The following is an 18,124-nucleotide window of genomic DNA, read 5'->3' as shown; positions in this document are numbered from 1 at the left end:
CGCCCCGCCGGTGGACCTTGGCGGGGCGTGACGTCTGTCTATGAGTGCGGCGTCAATGGCTGACGGCTAGGGGTAACCCCAGCAGGCGCCATTGTGGCCGTTGTAGCCAATGGACCTGCAGAAGGCGAACGCCGCCGAGGCGCAGTTGCCGTAGCCGACCGTGGAGACATGCCCAACCACGTACCAGTAGTTGATGGTGTCGTTGCATTCCGCGAAGCAGTAGTTGTTGCCGTCATAGCCACTACACGCGGCGAACGCGCTGACGTTGTTGCCGTCCTCCGACGTCGTGTCGGGCGACACCTGCTCCTGGGCGGGCGGCGTGACGGGCTCCGTCGTGCCTCCCTCGTCCAACTCCATACCACCACAAGCCGTAGCGACCACTGCGAACACCGTCAGGAGGGAAAGCCTTACGAGATGCATGGTGCGTCCTGTCTGACTTCGAGGGTCCGGCGGAATGGCAAGCATCCGTCGGGGCGCCTGGGATGGGCGCGCGCTATTGATATGTGAAAGTCCATGGGATGGAAGTGCGAAGTCCGCAATGACTCGCAAGGACTGATGCTTTATTCACAGACGCAACGCGGCAAAATCCGGATTTCGGTCAATTCCGGTTCGGGCCGCGTGCGCGTCCGCGGGCCCCCTAAGGGCAGCCCGCGTCACGCCGTGCGTCAATCGAGCGGGAACTCGCGCACTTCTTCCGCGAGCCGCTGGATTCGCGCGAGCCGCCGCGCGTAGCGGTCCGTGCCGTTGCGCGTGTCGAAGCGCGTGGCGATGTCCTTCGCCTGCTTGAGCATCCACGCGTGCAGCGCCTTCACTTCGTACCCGCCGTCGGCGCGGTGCTCCGGGAATGCCTTGGTCAGCCGCAGGCTCACCACGTCCCGGTCTCCCGTGGCCTTCACGCGCTCCAGGAGGAACGTCGCCGCCACGAGGAAGATGAAGCGGTCGTTGAAGCTCCCGTGGTCCAGCGTCCACTCCAGGTGTTTCTCCAGCAGCGCCAGCCCGCGCGCCAGGTTCCCCGTCAGCGTGAGGAACTCGATGTGGTCGCCCACCGTGGCCAGGAAGTCGCGGTTCTTCGACGTCAGGCTGTAGCCCCGGCGATGCATCTCCGCGGCCCGCTCCAGCTCGCCCAGCTTGAACAGCGGATACAAGAGCGTGCCCAGCGTGAGGTGCGGAATCTCCGCGCACTTCACCCGCCCCTCCAGGATGGGCTTCGCCTTGCGCAGCGCCTGCTCCCACTCGCCCTTCTCGACGTGGTGGTCCAGTTCGTCATCCAGCTCGCACGCGCGGCAGTCCGTCAGGTGGTCCCTGGGCGTCGCGAGCCAGGAGGCCCACAACCGGTCCACCTCCGCCGCGTCGTCGCCCATGTCCCGCGCCGTCTGGTAGCGCAGCTTCAGCACCGAGCGCTTGCCGGCATCCACCTTGGTGAAGCACTGCTCGATGTCGTCCAGCGCGTCCGTAATCTGCTTGCGCGAGATGTGGGGGAACTCCTTGATGCGCCCCACCACCCACTTCTGCTTCCAGAGCAGGCCCTCCGGCTCGAAGCGCTCCGGGTCCTTCTTCTGCTGGCCCCGGCACCACGCGAAGGCCACCAGCGCCTTGTCCGGGTAGCCGCCGAAGGTCGCCGCGTCGATGAGGTCGTCGCGGAGCTGATAGCCCATGTCCACGTCGCCGTGGGAGTCGGCCATCCGCACCGCCTCTTCCAGCAGCTTCACCTTGCTCTCGCTCGACTTCTGCTTGCCCGCCCGGTCCCACAGCGCCTGGGCCTCCTCGCGCCAGTCGCCGGCCATCAGTGCAGCCCTCCCGAGCCCACGCCCCCGTCACCCTCTCCGCCGCCCGAGCCCCCCGTGCCGAGCTGCGCGGAGATGAGCCCCAGCAACCCCTGGTTGAGCAGCGTCATCTCCTGCGCGTTCAACGGGTGCTGACCCAGCAGCAACGCCTGCACGTAGAGCATCTCCACCGACAGCTTCATCATGTTCCGGTCCGTCACCGCCGCCAGCCGCCGCACCACCGGGTTGTGCAGGTTGAAGCACAGTTGCGCCGGCTCGCCGCCCGCCGCCGCCATGACCCCCTCCAGCACGCTCGCGTAGAGGTCGTCGGACTCGTCTCGCGCGCGCTCGGCGTCACGTCGGAAGGCGCCCTCCTCGTCGGCGCTGTAGAGCGTGGGCACCTCCGCCGGGAAGAACTTCTTCACCACCACGCCGCAGTGGAACGGGGACAGCACCTGCTCGGCCGTGCGCAACAGCGGGAAGACCGCGTCGCGCTCGTCCATCGTCAGCTCCTCGAAGCTCTGCGGCAGGTCCGCCGCGGAGAAGGGCTCCACCTGCGCGCCCTCCACCACGTGCGGCAGCTTCTCCAGGAGCGCCGCGTCGTGCGTGTACGCCGCGTTGATGATGCACAGCCCCTGCGCCCCCGCCACGCGCGCCACCTGACGGAATCCGTCCAGCGTCGCCGTGAAGCGCACCACCGGGTACGCGCGCCGGTACTCCGCCAGCGTCGTCACCCCCAGCGATGTCTCGAAGGGCAGCCAGCCAATCACCAGCCGGTAGAAGTCGTCATCGTCCAGCGCCAGGGCCTTGATGCTCAGCCCGTGCAGGCCAATCAGCCGCTGCAGCGCGCGCGGGTCCTCGTGCGCCAGGTCCACCAGGTACTTGCGCAGCCCGTGGCCCAGGGCCTCGCGCGCCTGGGCGAGCGCGCCGTCCTCGTAGAAGGACTCGCGGCTGGCGGTGGGGCGCAGCGCGTTGGCGTTCACCACGCACTTCACGAAGAACGCCCACTCCGGCAGCAGGTTCTCCGCGCTCTCCGACAAGAGCATGTGCTTCAGGTACACACGGTGCTTCTGCTTGGAGTTGAAGTGCGGAGAGGCCGGGAGCACGAAGGCCACCCCGTCCACGTCTCCCGCCTGCGAGCGCAGCGGGATGCAGTCGATGAAGTCCGTCTCGAAGACCTCTCGCCCGTACTCCAGCATCGCCTTGCGCCGCTCGCTCGCGCTCTCGTAGTCGCGGCGCCAGGGCGCGCCATCCAGGTCCAGCCGCTCCTGCTCCGCGCCCACGGTGAGCTGGATGGGGAAGGGCAGGAGGCCGCCGTAGTGCCGGCCGAGCTGGCGCAGCCGCTCCGGGGCGAACCACTCCACCATGTCCGCGCGAGCGACGAGGAACACCTGGGTGCCCGGCCGCTCCAGCGGGTGCTCGGATACCCGCACGGCATACGTGCCGTCGTGCCGGCCGCGCCACTCCAGCGTGCGTCCGTCCCCGCGCGCGGAGCGAGTCACCAGCAGCAGTTCGTCGCAGACCATGAAGCACGACAGGAGGCCGATGCCGAACTGGCCGATGAAGTCCTTGCGCCGGTCTTCCAGGGCCTCGCGCTTGGAGGACTCGCCGATGGTGGCCAGGAAGCGGTGGATTTCTTCTTCCGTCAGTCCGACGCCGTCGTCGCTGAAGACGAGGGTGGGAGGCCCGCCGTCCTGTTTCTCCACCAACTCGAGGCGGACGGTGCCTTGGTGTTCCGGTTCCAGGTGCTGCCGGGCGCGGATGGCGTCGGTGGCGTTCTGGAGCAGCTCTCGGAGGTAGACGCCCGGGGAGCTGTAGAGGTGGTGGGACAGGAGGTCGATGACCCCGCGGAGGCTGACTTGGAATCGGTGGTCCACGGCTGTCCCGACGTTAGCCCAGGGGACGGCCCGGGCGGGGAAGGAACCTCCTGCGGTTTTCGAGATTGCGGCGACCCGGCCGCCGAGGCATCTGTCGCCCCAGGGGCAGGCGATTCACCCAGGCCCTTGAATGGCCGCCCGGACAGTGCCAAGCGGCGGCTCGGCCGGGGCGTGCCGTGAGGGCCCCCGGCGTCACGTCGTGATTTTTCGACCCGAGAGAGGACAACCATGCGGAACGAGCTCGTGGCAGTCGCGGTGGGTGCGCTGGTGACGTTCGCGGGGGTGGCCCAAGCACAGGGCGCTCCGGCGCAGGGCACCCCGGCCCAGGGCGCGGCGGCGCCGAAGAAGGCGGAGGCCGTGAAGGCTCCGGCCGTGGCGAAGGGCAAGACGGAGGTGACGTGGTGGGGCCACGCGGCGTTCGTCATCCGCACCCCGGGGGGAGCGGTGATTGCCATCGACCCGTGGCTCACCAACCCCAAGGCGCCCAAGGACACCGCGCAGCCGGAGGCGCTCGACGCCATCCTCGTCAGCCACGGACACTTCGACCACGTGGGCGAGACGAAGGCGCTGGCGCAGAAGACGGGCGCGAAGGTGTTCGGCTCGTTCGAGCTGGTGAATCTGCTGGGCCTGCCGGAAGCGCAGTCGGTGGGCGCCAACGCGGGCGGGACGTTCCAGGTGAAGGACGCCACCATCCACCTGGTGCAGGCGGTGCACTCCAGCAGCTACCAGTCGGACCCCAAGGGCCCGTCGCACTACGCGGGCGCGCCGCTGGGGTACGTGATTCAAATCGAGAAGGGTCCCACCCTGTACCACGCGGGTGACACCGGTCCTTTCGCGGGCATGGAGCTCATCGCCACCCAGTTCAAGCCCACCGTGGCGATGCTGCCCATCGGCGGGCACTTCACCATGGGCCCCGCGGAGGCGGCGCAGGCGGCGCGGCTGTTGAAGGCGCAGACGATTGTCCCCATGCACTACGGCACCTTCCCGCTGCTCCAGGGCAACCCGGACGCGCTCAAGGGCGAGCTGAAGAAGCTGCGCGGCGCAGCGAAGGTGATGGACCTGGAGCCCGGGAAGTCCACCGCGCTGTAGGCCGGGCTTTTCGTCCGGGGCGGCACTCTTCCGGGACCGTAGAAGTCCCGGTTCTGAGGCCGCTGACTCCGGGCGGTCAATCCCCCGAAGGGTGGGTGGAATCCCGGGGGCGGGTGGGTTACATCCGCCGGACCGTCACGAGGCGGGTCCGGGGGTGTTCCGGTGTTGGATTTCAGCAAGGCGGGGTGGCTCACTCCGCTCCTCAATGAAGCGGTCGCCGCTCACATGGGCACGCCCGCTTCGGAGGAGACCGCCTTGCATCTGGGCTCGGGCCGCGCCCGTGCCCGGGCGTACCTTCGGCGCACCCTTCGCGCCAGTGGGCTCTTGTACGGCACGCCGGCGGACCCTCCCGAGTCCCTGGAGGCGGGTCCGGACACGGAGCTGCATGCCCGGGCGCTGGAGGATCAGCTCTTCCACGCGGTGGTGCGGACGCTGGCGACGCTGGCGCTGGAGCTGGCGCGGCACGTGGGCGCGCCGGCCGGGCCTCGGGGCGAGCAGCTGCTGGTCCTCTTCGCGGTGTTGTCCGGCGAGCTGGAGCTGGCGTCGACGCTGGCCGAGCAGCTCGCGGCGGGCAAGCCGGTGACGAAGCGCCAGGTGGCGAAGGTGGAGGTGGCGCTGCGCAAGCGCGAGCCCACGCTGGCCGGAGACCCGGTGTATGGGCTGGTGCTGCACAACGGCGCGCAGTACGCGGACGCGCAGCTGTTCTGCCGGCAGGCCATCGACTACTTCGCGAGCGGGCGGTTGTTGAAGGAGCAGGTGCGGCGGCGCTCCGACTTCGCGGCGAAGCAGAAGGCGCTGCTGGTGGACGTGCTGACGGGGCTGGCGTGTGTGGACCGGCAGCCGGGCACACCCGCTCGGCGGGCCATCCTCAAGCAGGTGGAGGATTTGAAGCTGCCGGCGGCGATGGCCTCCGAGCTGAAGGCGGCGGTGAAGCAGTCCTTCGAGCGACGGCGCTCCGTGCGGGACGTGGTGCGCCAGGTGCGCAGCGTGGACATGCGGCACTTCCTGCTGGAGCAGACGTTGTTGGCTGCGCTGGTGGATGGCCGGCGCACGCGTCGCGAGCGGGCCTTCATCGACGAGCTGGCGGACGCGCTGCACGTGCCGAAGGAGGAGCTGCGGCGGCTGGAGCTGGAGATGGCGGAGTTCTATGCGCGCCACCGCTCCATCGTGGATGTGTTCACCGTGAGGGACGCGGCGAGCGCCATGGGCGACGACATGGTCGCCGGCATGCAGGAGACGCTGGAGAAGAACTTCTACCGGCTGATGCAGGAGGTCCGCGAGACGGGCGACCTGGCGGTGCTGGTGGCGAAGCTGGCGCGGCGGCAGAAGCTCACGGAGGACGAGCGGCACCGCATGCGCGCGCAGCTCATCGACGTGGCCAAGGCCATTCCCGCGCTCGCCATCTTCGCGGCGCCTGGAGGCTTCCTGCTCCTGGCCGCGCTGGCCAAGTTGTTGCCGTTCAGCCTGCTGCCCAGCTCGTTCCAGGACGAGGCGCCCGTGCCCTTCCCCGACGACGCGGAGGACTACGGGCCGGAGCGCGAAGCAGGGTAGGGACTGCACCAGGGCGCGAGGTGGCGACGCCCTGGCTGCGGACTCCGTGTTCAACGGTGCGGAGGGCCCGGCCCGCTACAGGTCGATGGTGCAGATGCACATCCCGTTGAAGCAGGTGCCGGTGGCTCCCGACAGGCTGCATTGGTGCTGGCACAAGCTCCTGCTGCAGATGCCCGGGAGGGTCGGTCCCGCGGATTCAGTCGGCAACGGGTTTGCTCCCACGCTGAAGCCTCCGCCCAGTCCCACCATCAGTGCCGCGCTCATCATGATTCGACGCATGTTTCCTCCCATGCGCGGAGGGTTCCGCGCGGGAGGGCTACCCGGTTGACCGGGGGCTCATTTCCGGCCGGATACAGGCGGTCAGGGATGTTTGTCTTTTCGATGCCATCCGAGCCGCTCGGGAATGGTTGTCGCGAGACCTCGGGGAACGGCCGTTCACCTTGTCGGGGCCTGGGACACGTCGAGCGCCCGCCCGCCGGGCTGCCCTGTTTCTTCGAGAGAGGGTGCTGCCAGAAGCGCGGACGGGTCCCAGCTTTACCGGGCGGACCCGGGCCCATGCGGTGGCCTGCTTTTCGCGGGAGGCGTGTCGATGCGCGTACACCAGCGTGACGTGGAGGTGGGCGTGGGCGGACGTCTGCTCTCGGGGCGGCTCATCGTTCCCGAGCGAGCGAGCGGGCTCGTCATCCTCGCGGGAGATGCGGACTCGCCGCGAGCCGACGCGAACGGCGGCGGCAGTGGTCTCCAGGGTGTCCTGCATGCGGCGGGGCTCGCGACGCTGTGGCTGGAGTTGCGCACCGCGGACGAGGAGATGGCCGAGGACTGGACGCTGCGACAGGGCTCTCACGTGGAGCTCATCGCGCACCGGTTGGAGGTGGCTCGCGACTGGCTCCAGCGTGACGAGAGCCTCTCGTTGCTTCCGGTGGGCTACCTCGGCACGGGTCTGGGGTCGGCCGCCGTGCTCGTGGCCGCCGCGCATCAGCCCGGAGGCGTGCAGGCCGTGGTGACGTTGGGCGGCCGACCCGACAAGGCCGGTGCGCTCCTCGCGGACGTGCGGGTGCCCACGTTGCTCATCGGTGCGGGCGACGACGCGGACCGGGTGTCGCTGGTCCGGGGTGTGTTCGACAGGCTCCCTCCGAAGACATGCAAGGCGCTCCAGTTGCTCGACGGCGCCTCGCGAGGTTTTCCCGAGCCAGTCCCGCTCGCTTCCGCTGGGCGCATGGCCACGGCCTGGTTCTCCGACTGCTTCCGCGCCGCGGCGGGCCCCGGAGTCCTGGAGTGGACGGGCGAACAGGACGGAGCCGTGTGACGAAGGGGACCTTCTTCGCTCCATGAACTCGCTCAGGCGTCACGTCGAGTCGTTCGTCCGACTGGAGCCCGCGCGTCCCGCGTTGGGAGCGGGCCTTCGCGCCGCGCTCGCCGTCGGTGTGCCCATGGTGGTCGCCGCGACGCAGCACCTGCCCGCCGCGACCTGGGTGGGCATGGCGGGCCTCTTCGTCACGCTCGTGGACCGGGGTGGCCCCTATCGCGACAGGGCCGTCACCATGGGGGCCATGACGTTGTTGGGCGCGGTGATGGGACTCGTCTCCGCCTGGCCACTGCCGTCATGGGCCGCCGTGTTGTTCACCTTCGCCTGGGTGACGGCGTGCGGCTTCGCGCGCTCGTATGGAGACACCCCCGGGTTGATGGGCGTGGTGCTCGCCAACTACACGGTGGTGTCGCTGGCGCTGCCGGCGCATGACTTCGCCGCCGCGCTGTCCCGCTCCGGATTGTTCATCCTGGGGGGCCTGTGGGCGATGATGCTGGCGCTGGTGCTGTGGCCGCTGCGGCCCTATCGCCCCGCGCGCTTCGCCATCGCCCGCTGTTATCGCGACCTGGCGGACCGCGCGGAGTCGGTCGGAAAGTGGCCGCTCGAGGGCCCCACCGCGCCGCCCAATCTGGTGGAGGTCGTCGACTGGGAGTCTCGCGTGCGCCAGTCGCTGGAGGAGGCCCGAGGCGTGCTGGCGTCCACTCGTCGCGAGCGAGCAGGGGAGAGCGACCGGGGTGAACACCTGCTGGTGCTGCTGGAAGGCGCGGACGCGGTGCTCACGTTGCTGGTGGCGCTGCCAGAGACGCTGGAGGTGGCGCCTCGCGAGTCGCGCTACCACGCCCTGCGCGCGGAGGTGCAGCGCGCGCTCTCGGAGCACTCGCGGGACTTGCGGCACATCGCTCGCGCCCTGGAACAGGAGAAGGGGGAGTCGGAGCCCTCGACGTGGAATGCCGAGCGCGTGCGGCGCGCCCTGGCGGCGCAGGTGGCAGAGGGCGGTCTGTCCGACTCGGCTCGCGCGGCGTACTCGCATGCGGAGGCGTTGCTGGTCCGGTTGCGGGAGTACACGGAGGCTCTGCTGGAGGTGGCCAACCACCTGGAGGACGGCCGCCCCGTCGAGTCGGACCTGCCCATGGGGCCTCATCCCGCCTCGCTGAAGGGCCGTCCCTTGTTGGAGCCGTTGCGGGACAATCTGGGCACGGACTCTGTCATCTTCCGCCATGCGCTGAGGCTGGGCGTCACAGCCGCGCTCGCCACCGCGCTCGTGCGGGGGCTGGGGTTGGACCATGGCTATTGGGTCATCATCACCGTCATCGTCGTGCTCCAGCCCTATTCGGGGATGACGTTCCAGCGCGGGTTGCAGCGCGCGGCGGGGACGTTGTTGGGTGGGGCGCTTGCGGCGGGGCTCGTCGCGCTGGTCAGGGACCCGGCCGTGCTGCTGGGGGCCATCATGGTGTTCTTCGCCGTGGCCATCGCGGTGAAGCCGATGAGTCTTTCCTTCTTCCAGGTGTTGCTCGCCCCCGCGCTGGTGCTGTTGGCCGAAATCCAGACGGGTGACTGGGAGCTGGCGGGGGTGCGCATCGCCAACACGATGATTGGCGGTGCCATCGCGCTCGTGGGCGCGCGGCTGTTGTGGCCCAGTCCGGAGCACGTGCGCTTCCCGGAGCAGGTGGCGAACGCACTGCGCGCCGACCGCGAGTATCTGTTGAGCGTGGCCTCCGCGCGCTCGGACGCGGAGCCGGAGGTGCGCGAGGCACGGCGCAAGCTGGGCTTGCAGTTGCTGTCCGCCGAGGCGTCGTTCCAGCGGCTGCTCACCGAGTACCGGGGCTCATCGAGGCAGTTGGAGCCGGCGATGGCCCTGCTCGCGTATGCGCGCCGCTTCGGCGCCGCCGTGACGGCGCTGGCCGCGAGCCGCCAGTGGCACGCGAAGCAGGACTTGTCCCCCGTGGCGAGCTACGCGGGGAGCGTGTTGGAGGACCTGGCGCTCGCGGTGGAGCACCGCCGCGAGCCGTCCCCGTTGCCTCGGACCGCGTCGACGCACGAGAGCATGGATGTGCTGTCTCGCACCCAGATGGACCGACTGGTGCGCCAGCTCACCGTGCTCCACCATGCCACGGTGCGCGCGGCGCCCCAGTTGTCTCCGTAGTGCGGCGCCTGTTGCGGGGAGCGCCGCTTGGTGATGCGTGGCGTCGAGTGTGCTCCGTCGAGCGACGCCTCATCGCGGAGAGCGCCGCTTGGTGATGCGTGGCGTCGAGTGTGCTCCCGTCGAGCGACACCTCATCGCGGAGAGCGCCGCTTGGTGATGCGTGGCGTCGAGTGTGCTCCCGTCGAGCGACACCTCATCGCGGAGAGCGCCGCTTGGTGATGCGTGGCGTCGAGTGTGCTCCGTCGAGCGACGCCTCATCGCGGAGAGCGCCGCTCGATGGCCCTGCTCATGACCTCTCAGGTGCGCTCGATGCGCATCAGCAGGCGACGGAGGTCCTCGTTGACGCTGGCGAGCTGCGTGACGCCTTGCTCCTCCTGGAGCTGCTTGCGCAGGTCCGGCAGCGTGGTGTCACGCACCTTCTTCGCCGCGTCCTTCGAGCCGTCCAGCAGCCACCCCGTCGCGAGGATGAAGGCCAGCCGCACCTCCGTGTCGCGCTCTCCCAGCTTCGCGGCGAGCGCGGGCACGTGCTCGCCCGAGCCCGTGCGGCCCACTTCCAGCGCGGCCCGCTCCAGCATCGGCTTGCTCGCCTTGTCCATGCGCTGCACCCAGCAGCCCGCGTTGCCCGAACAGGCCTGCCCCGCCTCCAGCAGCGCCGCGTGCCCCGTCACGAGGTCCGCGCGCTTCTTGCCCAGCGCCGCCGCGTCGTCGCAGCCTTCCTCGCCCGTCGCCTTGCAGTCGGCCGCGGTGCGCGCCGGCTCCGCCGCGGCGATCTTCTGGAGCAGCGGCAGCTCGCGCGCATCGCCGAGCATGGCCAGGCCCTTCACGGCGATTTCACGCGAGTACCAGTCGCCCGTGCCCGCGGCCTTCTCCAGCGCGGGCAGCGCGTCGCGTCCGCCCAGGCGCACCAGCGCGCGCACGTACGCGTCACGCACCGTCGGGTCCGTCTCCAGCACCAGCGTGGACAGCGGCTTCACCGCCTCCGGCGCCCGCAGCCGGCCCAGCGCATCCGCCGCCTGCATCCGCACCAGCGACTGAATCTGCACGTCCGAGTGCGAGAACGTCAGCAGCTTGAGCAGCGGCTCCACCGCGCGCTTCTCGCGCAAGTCTCCCAGCACCGTCGCCGCCTTCATGGGGTAGCTGGCCGGGTTGACGCCGTTCGTCTTCGCCCAGGCGAGCAGCTCCGAGTCCCGCCCCTCCAGCGCTGGCAGCAGCGCATCCGCCGCGGGCTGGCCCAGTTGGTACAGCGCGAAGCTGCTCTCCACGTAGAAGGACTTGCCCTTGCGCTCCTTCGTCAGCATCCGGATGAGCGCGGGCGCCGCGCGGCCGTCGCCGATGTGGCCCAGCGCCTCGATGGCCTTCTTGTTGAGGAAGGGCTCCACGCCCTCGTCCGTGGCCAGGACGATGAGCGGCTCCACCGCCTCCTTCGCCTTCATCGTCCCCAGCACCTGGATGGCTTCGATGCGCGCATACGTGTCCTTCGCGCGCAGCAGCGGCACCAGCGCGGGCACCGCGCGCACGTCACCGATGGCACCCAGCGCCGTCACCATCGCCTTGTTGGCCAATTGCGCGGACATGTCTCCCGCCGCCGGGTCGATGGCTGCCGACAGCGGCTCCACCGACGAGGCGTGGTGCACGTCGCCAATCGCCCGGGCCAGCGCCGCCTTCACCTCCGGCTTGCGCTCCTGCGACAGCGCTTCGTGCAGCATGGGCAGGAAGGTTTCAGTGACCTTCGTCTTCGAACGCATCGCCTCGATGAGGCGTACCCGATCTTCAGCGCGCCGCGTTTGCTGCAGCGTCCCTTCCCAGTACTCGGGCGTGTTGGGGTCCGATTTGCACCCTGTGAGACAGAGGATTGCTGCGGCAACACACCACGCTGCGATGGGGCGGCTCATGCAGGCTCCTGGACGTCTGCGGGGTTGTCCTGTCCGCCGTCGTAAACCTCCTGTCACGAAGGAAGCAAATCAGCCGCGGCACCTGGGGTACGCTGGTCAACGACATGTCCGACGACATTCACAACGCGTCGCGCCCGGGCTACACCCGCCGGACGTACCTGCTCGACCGGGAGTTCCAGCTCAAGTACATCCTTCTACTGGCCGGCATGGGCGCGGGCAGCCTGGGGGTGTTCGGAGCGCTGGCCTACCGGCTCCACGTGTCCTCCGTGAGCGCGGGAGTGGACGGCGGGCCGTCGCTTCTATGGCTCACCGCGTTGGGCTCCGCGGGGCTCGGCGTGCTGCTGGGCCTGTTCGGTCTGCTGTTCACCCACCGGGTCGCCGGCCCCGTGCATGTGATGAGTCTCTATGTCGCGGCCCTGGCCGCCGGGCGCTACCCCCGGCTGCGCCCGCTGCGGAAGAAGGATGAGCTGAAGCGCTTCTTCGACCGGTTCAGCGAGGCGGTGGACCGCATCCGCCAGCGCGAGGCCGACGAGGCGCATGCCCTGGAGGTGGCGCTGGCCGCGCTCAAGCCCGTGGCCACCACCCCCGAGGCCCGCGAGGCGCTGGAGACGTTGAACCAGTTGCACACGCGCAAACGTCAAGCAGTGGACAATCCCACCGGGGGCACCTTCAAGTCCGTGGCTTGAAGCGTCGCCGCAGGAGAACCGCAACACCATGAGCCGACCCCGCATCATCTTCATGGGCACGCCCGACTTCGCCGTGTCCTCGCTCGAAGCCTGCTTCGACCTGGGCGAAGTCGTCGCTGTCGTCACCCAGCCGGACAAGCCCAAGGGCCGGGGCAACACGCTGACGGCGCCGCCCGTGAAGGAGCTGGCGCTGGCGCGAGGCGTGCCCGTGTTCCAACCCGTCAAGCTGCGCACGCCCCCGTTCGCCGAGGAGCTGCGCCGCTTCGAGGCCGACGTCTGCGTGGTGACGGCCTACGGTCGCATCCTCCCGAAGGACATCCTCGACCTGCCCAGGATGGGCTGCGTCAACGTGCACGGCTCGCTGCTGCCGCGCTTCCGGGGCGCCGCGCCCATTCAGTGGTCGATTGCCTACGGCGACACGGAGACGGGCGTCACGCTGATGGTGATGGACGAGGGCCTGGACACCGGCCCCATGCTCGCGATGAAGCGGCTGCCCATTGGCCCGGAGGACACGAGCGCGACCATGTACCCGAAGCTGGCGGCGCTGGGCGGAGCGCTGCTGCGCGAGTCGCTGCCGGCGTACCTGAGCGGTGAGCTGAAGCCCGTGCCCCAGCCCTCGGAGGGCATGGTGCTGGCGCCCATCATCGAGAAGGACGAGGGGAAGCTGGACTTCAACCGTCCCGCCATCGCTCTGGAGCGGCGGTTGCGCGCCTTCACGCCGTGGCCGGGAGCGTTCACCACGCTGGGCGGCAAGCTGGTGAAGATTCACCGCGTGCGCGTGGCGGAAGGTCAGGGCGCGCCGGGCACGGTGCTCGCGGCGGGGCCGGAGGGGCTGGAGGTGGCGTGCGGCGAGGGCTCGCTCGTGCTGCTGGACATCCAGCCGGAGGGCAAGCGGGTGATGAAGGCGGCGGAGTTCCTCATGGGCCACAAGCTGGCCGTGGGCAGCCAACCGTTCGGCACCTAGGGGATATGTCGCGGACGGGACGCGCTTTTTCGAGTACAGGCGGATGGGCATGAGACTGCTGGTGTTGCATGGGCCGAACCTGAACCTGCTGGGTGTGCGCGATGGCACGCGCGGGCTGTCGGACCTGGATACCGCGCTGCGCGCGCGGGCCAGGGAACTGGGACTGACGCTGAAAATCGTCCAGTCCAACCACGAGGGCGTGCTGCTGGACACGCTCGCCGCCGAGCGCGAGGCGGTGGAGGGCATCCTCATCAACCCCGCGAGCCTCTTCGGCTCGTACGCCCTCAAGGAAGGGCTGGAGGCGGTGGGCCTGCCCGCCATCGAGGTGCTGCTGCGTCCCCCTGCCCGCGAGTCCGTCGTCGGGGAGGCGTGTGTCCTCCAGGTGCACGGAGCCGGCGGTGGCTTCGAGCCCTATCTGGAGGCGTTGGACACCTTCGCCAGCGGCGTCTTCACCCCCGGCAAGCCGGAGCCGAAGAAGTCCCTGGGCCGCAAGCAGGAGGGCGAAAGCCCGGCGGCGGCGAAGTCCTCCACCTCCGGTGCAGGCAAGTCGATGGGCCGCAAGGGTGCCTCGGAGACGACGGGGTCCGCGCTCGTGCGAGTCCCCGCGAAGCCGCTGGCCCTCCCGTCGGGGCAGGGCGCTTCCGGTTCTGGCAAGTCGATTGGACGCAAGCCGTCCGCCGCGAAGTCCGACGCCGCGGAGTCCTCCAAGTCCGGCAAGACGCTGGGACGCGGGTCGAAGTCGGTGGCGTCGACGACGGACCTGCTCACGCGGGTGCTGGTGCGCCAGAAGATTTCGGACCGGCTCTCCGGAAAGCTCACCGCCTCCGAGCTGTCCACCTGGGCGCGCTCGCGATACGAGGCCATCCAAGGCGGCTCGCCCGCCGAGCATGGCCAGAGGGACTTGCTGGAAGACAGTCTCCAGCGCCTCACGCTGTCCCACCTCCCCTCGACGAAGCTCTCGGATGAGCAGCTCGTGGACTTGATGACTCGGCTCGACGAAGGATGAATCCCCGCGCACTCGCCATCCTCGTGTTGGCGCGCGTCCGAGCAACGGACGCCTATCTCAACGTGGTGCTCGACACGATGTTGTCGGAGTCACCTCCCAAGGACCCGCGTGACGCGGGGCTCGCCACGGAGCTGGCGTATGGCACCACGCGCCGGCAGCTCGCGCTGGACTACGCCATCACCCGCTTCGCCGACCGCAAGCTGGAAGCCATGGAGGACCGCGTGCTGGCGGCCCTGCGCATTGGCGCGTACCAGATATTCCACACCCGCGTGCCCGCGCGCGCCGCCGTGGCGGAGACGGTGCAGGCCCTGAAGGAAGTGGGACTCACCCGCGCCGCCGGCTTCACCAACGCCATCCTCCGCAAGCTCGCGGAGCTGCCCGCGCCGCCGCTGCCCTCGCCCACGGACGTCGCCCACCACCTGTCGGTGCGTGAGAGTCATCCCCAGTGGCTGGTGGAGCGCTGGCTGCGCCAGTTCGGCCGCGAGCGCGCCGAGTCCATGCTGGTGGCGGACAACCAGTCCCCGCCGGTGGTGATTCGCGCCAACACGTCCAAGGTGACGCGCGACGCCCTGCTCACGCAGTTGCAGGAAGTGGGCGTCGAAGCGAAGGCCGCGACGATTTCACCCGTGGGCATCATCCTGCCGCCGGTGGGCCGCATCGAGGATGTGTACGGCTACTCGGAGGGGTTGTGGCAGGTGCAGGACGAGGCCGCCCAGCTCGTCGGCGTGTACGGCGCCATTCCCGACAACGCGCGCGTGCTCGACGTGTGCGCGGCCCCGGGCGGCAAGTCCTGCCACCAGGCGCAGTCGCACGACGTCGTCGCCGTGGACCTGCACGCCCACAAGCTGCGCAAGATTGAGTCGGAGGTGAAGCGCCTGGGCCTGACGTCGCGTCTGAAGGCCTACGCGCACGACGCCTCGGAGCCCTTCCCGGAAGCCTGGGGCGAGTTCCACGCGATGCTGGTGGATGCGCCGTGCTCGGGGCTGGGCACGCTGCGCAGACACCCGGAGCTGCGCTACCGCCGCAAGGAGGAGGACGTCTCGCGACTGGCGGCGCTCCAGCGGCGCATCCTGGAGAACTGCCAGGAGGCGGTGCCGGCCGGCGGACTGCTCGTCTACGCGGTGTGCACGCTGGAACCGCAGGAGGGGCAGGACCAGGTGGAGATGTTCCTGCGCAGCCACCCGGAGTGGACGGCCGAGCCGCCCGTGCTGCCGGGCCTCAAGTTGCCGCTCACCCAGGCGTACTTGAGGACCCTGCCAGGTCCGGAGGGCTTCGACGGGTTCTTCGCCGCGCGCCTCCGGAAGATGTACTAGCGACTACGTGTCCTCGGCGACCGGCAGGTTGGCGGCGGCCTTGAACGCCTCCAACACCGCCGCCGAGGCGCGGTCCAGGTACTTGCCCTTGCGGATGAGCAGGCCGATGGGGCGCGACACGGGGCCTTCCGCGAAGGGCTTGGCCACCAGCGAGCCGCCCTTCACCTCGCCCTGCGCGGTGGACACGGGGAGGATGGCGACGCCCAGACCCATCTCCACCGCCCGCTTGATGGTCTCCACGTTGTCCATCTCCATCACCGGGTTGATGTCGATGTTCTTCTCGCGGAAGAGCCTGTCCAACGCCTTGCGCGTGGGCGCCTCGCGGTCGAACGCGATGAAGGGCACGCCGGACAGCGCGGTGAGGCTCACCTTCTGCTTGGTGGCGAAGGGGTGGTTGGGGGCGCAGACGATGGCGAGCTTGTCGTCGCGGAACGGGAGGATGTCCACGCCCGCGCGCGGCTGCGGATAGGCGACGATGCCAATCTCCGCCGCGCCCAGAATCACGTCGTCGTAGACCTGGTCATTGCGCCGGTAGTTCAGGCGCATGTTCACCTTGGGGTGCGCCTTGAGCAGCTGCTTCTGCACGGCGTTCAGCTCGTGCAGGCCCACCGAGTAGATGGTGGACACGGTGCTGGTGCCGGCGACCTCCGTGGCCTGCTCGCGAATCTCCTGCTCCACCTCCGCGAAGCGCGCGAGGATTTCCTTGCACCCGCGAAACAGCCGCTCGCCCGCGGGCGTCGGCGTCACCTGCCGGGCACTGCGCGACAGGAGCTTCTGCTCGTAGCGGTTCTCCAACGCGCGAATCTGCTGACTGACCGCCGACTGCGTCACGTGGTTGAGCTGGGCCGCTCGCGAAAAGGAACCCGTCTCCACCACGTCACAGAACATTTTCAGGGACTCGAGCTGCATGGGCCGCTCCCTACTCCCAAACCTAATGGCCAGGCCACTATTAATTAGTCAGCCTACGTCACGCCGCCAAATGCTCTAACCCCTCGGCCAGGCCGGTTGCCCGGCGGAGGACGGAAGAGGGCCTTGTGCCGAGTGGCCGTCCGAGGGCTTCAGGGCGCGTCGGGAGGGGTGGGCGGGCGCCGACGCACCAGGACGAAGAGGGCGGCGGCCAGGGCCACCAGCGCGCCGCCAAAGCGGGTCTGGAAGCGGCCCATCTCATGGGCGGCCTGCTGGAGCAGCTCGCACTCGGGGCCGGACAGCTGGGTGCAGTCCAGGGTGCCGAAGACCCCCTTCACTCCGGCGGCGAGCAGCCCGAGTCCTCCCAGGAACATGCCGCCCGCGAGTCCCAGCGCGGCGGCGCGCGGGAGGGAGGGCTTCGGGGGCGGAGGTGGGGAGGAGGGCATGGTGGGTGGGTAGCTATAGCCGCGGGGGCAGGGCGGGCTCAACGGGGGCGGGCGGGGGCGCGTATGCTTCCGCGCATGCGAATCCTCTACGGTGTCGTCGGCGAAGGCATGGGCCATGCGACGCGCTCCCGGGTGCTGCTCGAGGCGCTCACGAAGGAGCACGAGGTCCACATCGTCGTCTCCGGCCGGGCCCAGGACTACCTGGCCAAGCGCTTCCAGAACGTGCACGGAATCTGGGGCCTGACGCTGGCGTACGAAGGCAACTCCGTGAAGAAGTGGCAGACGGTGTTGCAGAATCTGACGGGCGCGGTGAAGGGCTTCCCGCAGAACGTGCGCCAGTACTTCGAGCTGGTGGACGACTTCAAGCCGGACGTCGTCGTCAGCGACTTCGAGACGTTCAGCTACCTGTTCGCGAAGACGCACCGGTTGCCCGTCATCAGCGTGGACAACATGCAGGTCATCAACCGCTGCCAGCACGAGCCCGCGCTCCTGGCCGGATATGAGGACAGCTACGAGACGTCGCGCGCCATCGTGAAGGCGAAGCTGCCGGGCGCCTTCCACTACCTCGTCACGACGTTCTTCTATCCGCCCTTGCGCAAGCGGCGCACCACGCTGGCCCCGTCGATTCTGCGCCCGGAAATCATCGAGGCGAAGTCGGAGCCGGGGGAGCACCTGCTGGTGTACCAGACGTCCACGACGAACACGGCGCTGCCGGACATCCTCAAGGCCGCGGGCATCCCCTGCCGGGTGTACGGCCTGCGTCGGGACATCACCGAGGACCTGGTGGACGGCAACCTCACGTACCGGCCGTTCAGCGAGAAGGGCTTCATCGACGACTTGCGCACGTCGCGCGGCGTGGTGGCCAGCGGCGGCTTCACGCTGATGAGCGAGGCCGTCTACTTGAAGAAGCCCATGCTCAGCATCCCGCTGGAGGGCCAGTTCGAGCAGGTCATCAACGCCCTGTATCTGGAGCAGCTGGGGTACGGGATGTACGTGAAGGCGCTGACGGTGGACGCGCTCAAGGAGTTCCTCTCGCGGGTGCCGCGCTGCGAGGAGGCGCTCAAGGGCTACGAGCAGGAGGGCAACACGAAGATGATTGCCGCCCTGCGCGAGCAACTGGCCCTGGCGTACGAGCACCGGGGCCACTGGGCCATGGAGATGGCGCAGGACTGAGGTGCCCGC

At 69.4% G+C, this 18,124-nt stretch carries 16 protein-coding genes; 9 read left to right on the top strand and 7 right to left on the bottom strand.

Annotated features, from left to right (window positions below; genetic code table 11):
* Positions 1-66: 66 nt before the first annotated feature.
* The 3 genes from HUA75_RS24740 to HUA75_RS24730 form a co-directional block, all read right to left on the bottom strand.
* Complete coding sequence (locus HUA75_RS24740; protein ID WP_141649472.1) at positions 67-357, bottom strand: hypothetical protein; 291 nt, start codon at positions 355-357, stop codon at positions 67-69.
* A 308-nt stretch (positions 358-665) separates the two neighbouring features.
* Positions 666-1,784 carry a hypothetical protein gene (locus HUA75_RS24735; RefSeq protein WP_174477383.1) on the bottom strand — a complete coding sequence of 373 codons (1,119 nt, stop codon included), beginning with the start codon at positions 1,782-1,784 and terminating at the stop codon, positions 666-668.
* Positions 1,784-3,640, bottom strand: a complete 1,857-nt coding sequence (locus tag HUA75_RS24730; protein ID WP_174487773.1) for an HSP90 family protein — start codon at positions 3,638-3,640, stop codon at positions 1,784-1,786. Before HUA75_RS24730 ends, HUA75_RS24735 begins: the two co-directional genes overlap by 1 nt.
* A gap of 228 nt (positions 3,641-3,868) precedes the next feature.
* Here HUA75_RS24730 and HUA75_RS24725 point away from each other — a divergent pair, with 228 nt between their 5' ends.
* Entirely contained in the window at positions 3,869-4,729 is an 861-nt protein-coding gene (locus HUA75_RS24725; RefSeq protein WP_141649427.1) for a metal-dependent hydrolase, read from the top strand.
* A 225-nt stretch (positions 4,730-4,954) separates the two neighbouring features.
* The gene (locus HUA75_RS24720; RefSeq protein ID WP_254627731.1) at positions 4,955-6,280 is read left to right on the top strand and encodes a TerB family tellurite resistance protein; all 1,326 of its coding nucleotides are present in this window, start codon (positions 4,955-4,957) and stop codon (positions 6,278-6,280) included.
* A gap of 75 nt (positions 6,281-6,355) precedes the next feature.
* Here HUA75_RS24720 and HUA75_RS24715 read toward each other — a convergent pair whose 3' ends face one another.
* The gene (locus tag HUA75_RS24715) at positions 6,356-6,559 is read right to left on the bottom strand and encodes a hypothetical protein (RefSeq protein ID WP_141648459.1); all 204 of its coding nucleotides are present in this window, start codon (positions 6,557-6,559) and stop codon (positions 6,356-6,358) included.
* Positions 6,560-6,869: 310 nt separating this feature from the next.
* Here HUA75_RS24715 and HUA75_RS24710 point away from each other — a divergent pair, with 310 nt between their 5' ends.
* Both HUA75_RS24710 and HUA75_RS24705 read left to right on the top strand, forming a co-directional pair.
* Positions 6,870-7,586 (top strand): dienelactone hydrolase family protein, encoded by a 717-nt coding sequence (locus HUA75_RS24710; RefSeq protein ID WP_174487771.1) that lies wholly within the window; start codon positions 6,870-6,872, stop codon positions 7,584-7,586.
* Between the two features lie 22 nt (positions 7,587-7,608).
* Positions 7,609-9,729, top strand: a complete 2,121-nt coding sequence (locus HUA75_RS24705; RefSeq protein ID WP_174487770.1) for an FUSC family protein — start codon at positions 7,609-7,611, stop codon at positions 9,727-9,729.
* 296 nt (positions 9,730-10,025) lie between these two features.
* On the opposite strand, the gene HUA75_RS24700 is transcribed toward HUA75_RS24705, so the two are convergent.
* Positions 10,026-11,474 (bottom strand): HEAT repeat domain-containing protein, encoded by a 1,449-nt coding sequence (locus HUA75_RS24700; RefSeq protein ID WP_305794740.1) that lies wholly within the window; start codon positions 11,472-11,474, stop codon positions 10,026-10,028.
* A 251-nt stretch (positions 11,475-11,725) separates the two neighbouring features.
* Here HUA75_RS24700 and HUA75_RS24695 point away from each other — a divergent pair, with 251 nt between their 5' ends.
* From HUA75_RS24695 to rsmB, 4 genes are read left to right on the top strand one after another with little or no spacing between them, the layout of a single operon-like run.
* A complete protein-coding gene (locus tag HUA75_RS24695; protein WP_141648463.1) occupies positions 11,726-12,307 on the top strand; it encodes a signal protein in 582 nt (193 codons plus the stop codon).
* A gap of 28 nt (positions 12,308-12,335) precedes the next feature.
* The gene (gene fmt, locus HUA75_RS24690) at positions 12,336-13,271 is read left to right on the top strand and encodes a methionyl-tRNA formyltransferase (RefSeq protein WP_174454784.1); all 936 of its coding nucleotides are present in this window, start codon (positions 12,336-12,338) and stop codon (positions 13,269-13,271) included.
* A gap of 49 nt (positions 13,272-13,320) precedes the next feature.
* Complete coding sequence (locus tag HUA75_RS24685) at positions 13,321-14,277, top strand: type II 3-dehydroquinate dehydratase (RefSeq protein ID WP_141648467.1); 957 nt, start codon at positions 13,321-13,323, stop codon at positions 14,275-14,277.
* On the top strand, positions 14,274-15,590 hold the full coding sequence (gene rsmB, locus HUA75_RS24680; RefSeq protein WP_141648465.1) for a 16S rRNA (cytosine(967)-C(5))-methyltransferase RsmB: 1,317 nt from the start codon (positions 14,274-14,276) through the stop codon (positions 15,588-15,590). The genes HUA75_RS24685 and rsmB overlap by 4 nt, the downstream gene beginning before the upstream one ends.
* Before the next feature lie 3 nt (positions 15,591-15,593).
* Here rsmB and HUA75_RS24675 read toward each other — a convergent pair whose 3' ends face one another.
* Positions 15,594-16,499, bottom strand: a complete 906-nt coding sequence (locus tag HUA75_RS24675; RefSeq protein ID WP_174487768.1) for a LysR family transcriptional regulator — start codon at positions 16,497-16,499, stop codon at positions 15,594-15,596.
* A gap of 149 nt (positions 16,500-16,648) precedes the next feature.
* Positions 16,649-16,942, bottom strand: a complete 294-nt coding sequence (locus tag HUA75_RS24670; protein ID WP_174487767.1) for a hypothetical protein — start codon at positions 16,940-16,942, stop codon at positions 16,649-16,651.
* Positions 16,943-17,005: 63 nt separating this feature from the next.
* Here HUA75_RS24670 and HUA75_RS24665 point away from each other — a divergent pair, with 63 nt between their 5' ends.
* On the top strand, positions 17,006-18,115 hold the full coding sequence (locus tag HUA75_RS24665) for an MJ1255/VC2487 family glycosyltransferase (RefSeq protein WP_141646502.1): 1,110 nt from the start codon (positions 17,006-17,008) through the stop codon (positions 18,113-18,115).
* Positions 18,116-18,124 lie beyond the last annotated feature (9 nt).

Origin of the sequence: Myxococcus sp. CA040A (assembly GCF_013336725.1) — a bacterium.
In the GTDB taxonomy this organism is placed as follows: domain Bacteria; phylum Myxococcota; class Myxococcia; order Myxococcales; family Myxococcaceae; genus Myxococcus; species Myxococcus llanfairpwllgwyngyllgogerychwyrndrobwllllantysiliogogogochensis.
Note: the sequence above shows the minus strand (reverse complement) of the source record. Positions and strands in the feature narration are given on the sequence as shown.

What these genes read in the sequence shown, in the direction of transcription:
- HUA75_RS24740 (WP_141649472.1), bottom strand. Translation starts at nt 357, where the DNA reads ATGGAGTTGGACGAGGGAGGCACGACGGAGCCCGTCACGCCGCCCGCC.
- HUA75_RS24735 (WP_174477383.1), bottom strand. Translation starts at nt 1,784, where the DNA reads ATGGCCGGCGACTGGCGCGAGGAGGCCCAGGCGCTGTGGGACCGGGCG.
- HUA75_RS24725 (WP_141649427.1), top strand. Translation starts at nt 3,869, where the DNA reads ATGCGGAACGAGCTCGTGGCAGTCGCGGTGGGTGCGCTGGTGACGTTC.
- HUA75_RS24720 (WP_254627731.1), top strand. Translation starts at nt 4,955, where the DNA reads ATGGGCACGCCCGCTTCGGAGGAGACCGCCTTGCATCTGGGCTCGGGC.
- HUA75_RS24715 (WP_141648459.1), bottom strand. Translation starts at nt 6,559, where the DNA reads ATGCGTCGAATCATGATGAGCGCGGCACTGATGGTGGGACTGGGCGGA.
- HUA75_RS24710 (WP_174487771.1), top strand. Translation starts at nt 6,870, where the DNA reads ATGCGCGTACACCAGCGTGACGTGGAGGTGGGCGTGGGCGGACGTCTG.
- HUA75_RS24705 (WP_174487770.1), top strand. Translation starts at nt 7,609, where the DNA reads ATGAACTCGCTCAGGCGTCACGTCGAGTCGTTCGTCCGACTGGAGCCC.
- HUA75_RS24700 (WP_305794740.1), bottom strand. Translation starts at nt 11,474, where the DNA reads ATGCGTTCGAAGACGAAGGTCACTGAAACCTTCCTGCCCATGCTGCAC.
- HUA75_RS24695 (WP_141648463.1), top strand. Translation starts at nt 11,726, where the DNA reads ATGTCCGACGACATTCACAACGCGTCGCGCCCGGGCTACACCCGCCGG.
- fmt (WP_174454784.1), top strand. Translation starts at nt 12,336, where the DNA reads ATGAGCCGACCCCGCATCATCTTCATGGGCACGCCCGACTTCGCCGTG.
- HUA75_RS24685 (WP_141648467.1), top strand. Translation starts at nt 13,321, where the DNA reads ATGAGACTGCTGGTGTTGCATGGGCCGAACCTGAACCTGCTGGGTGTG.
- rsmB (WP_141648465.1), top strand. Translation starts at nt 14,274, where the DNA reads ATGAATCCCCGCGCACTCGCCATCCTCGTGTTGGCGCGCGTCCGAGCA.
- HUA75_RS24675 (WP_174487768.1), bottom strand. Translation starts at nt 16,499, where the DNA reads ATGCAGCTCGAGTCCCTGAAAATGTTCTGTGACGTGGTGGAGACGGGT.
- HUA75_RS24670 (WP_174487767.1), bottom strand. Translation starts at nt 16,942, where the DNA reads ATGCCCTCCTCCCCACCTCCGCCCCCGAAGCCCTCCCTCCCGCGCGCC.
- HUA75_RS24665 (WP_141646502.1), top strand. Translation starts at nt 17,006, where the DNA reads ATGCTTCCGCGCATGCGAATCCTCTACGGTGTCGTCGGCGAAGGCATG.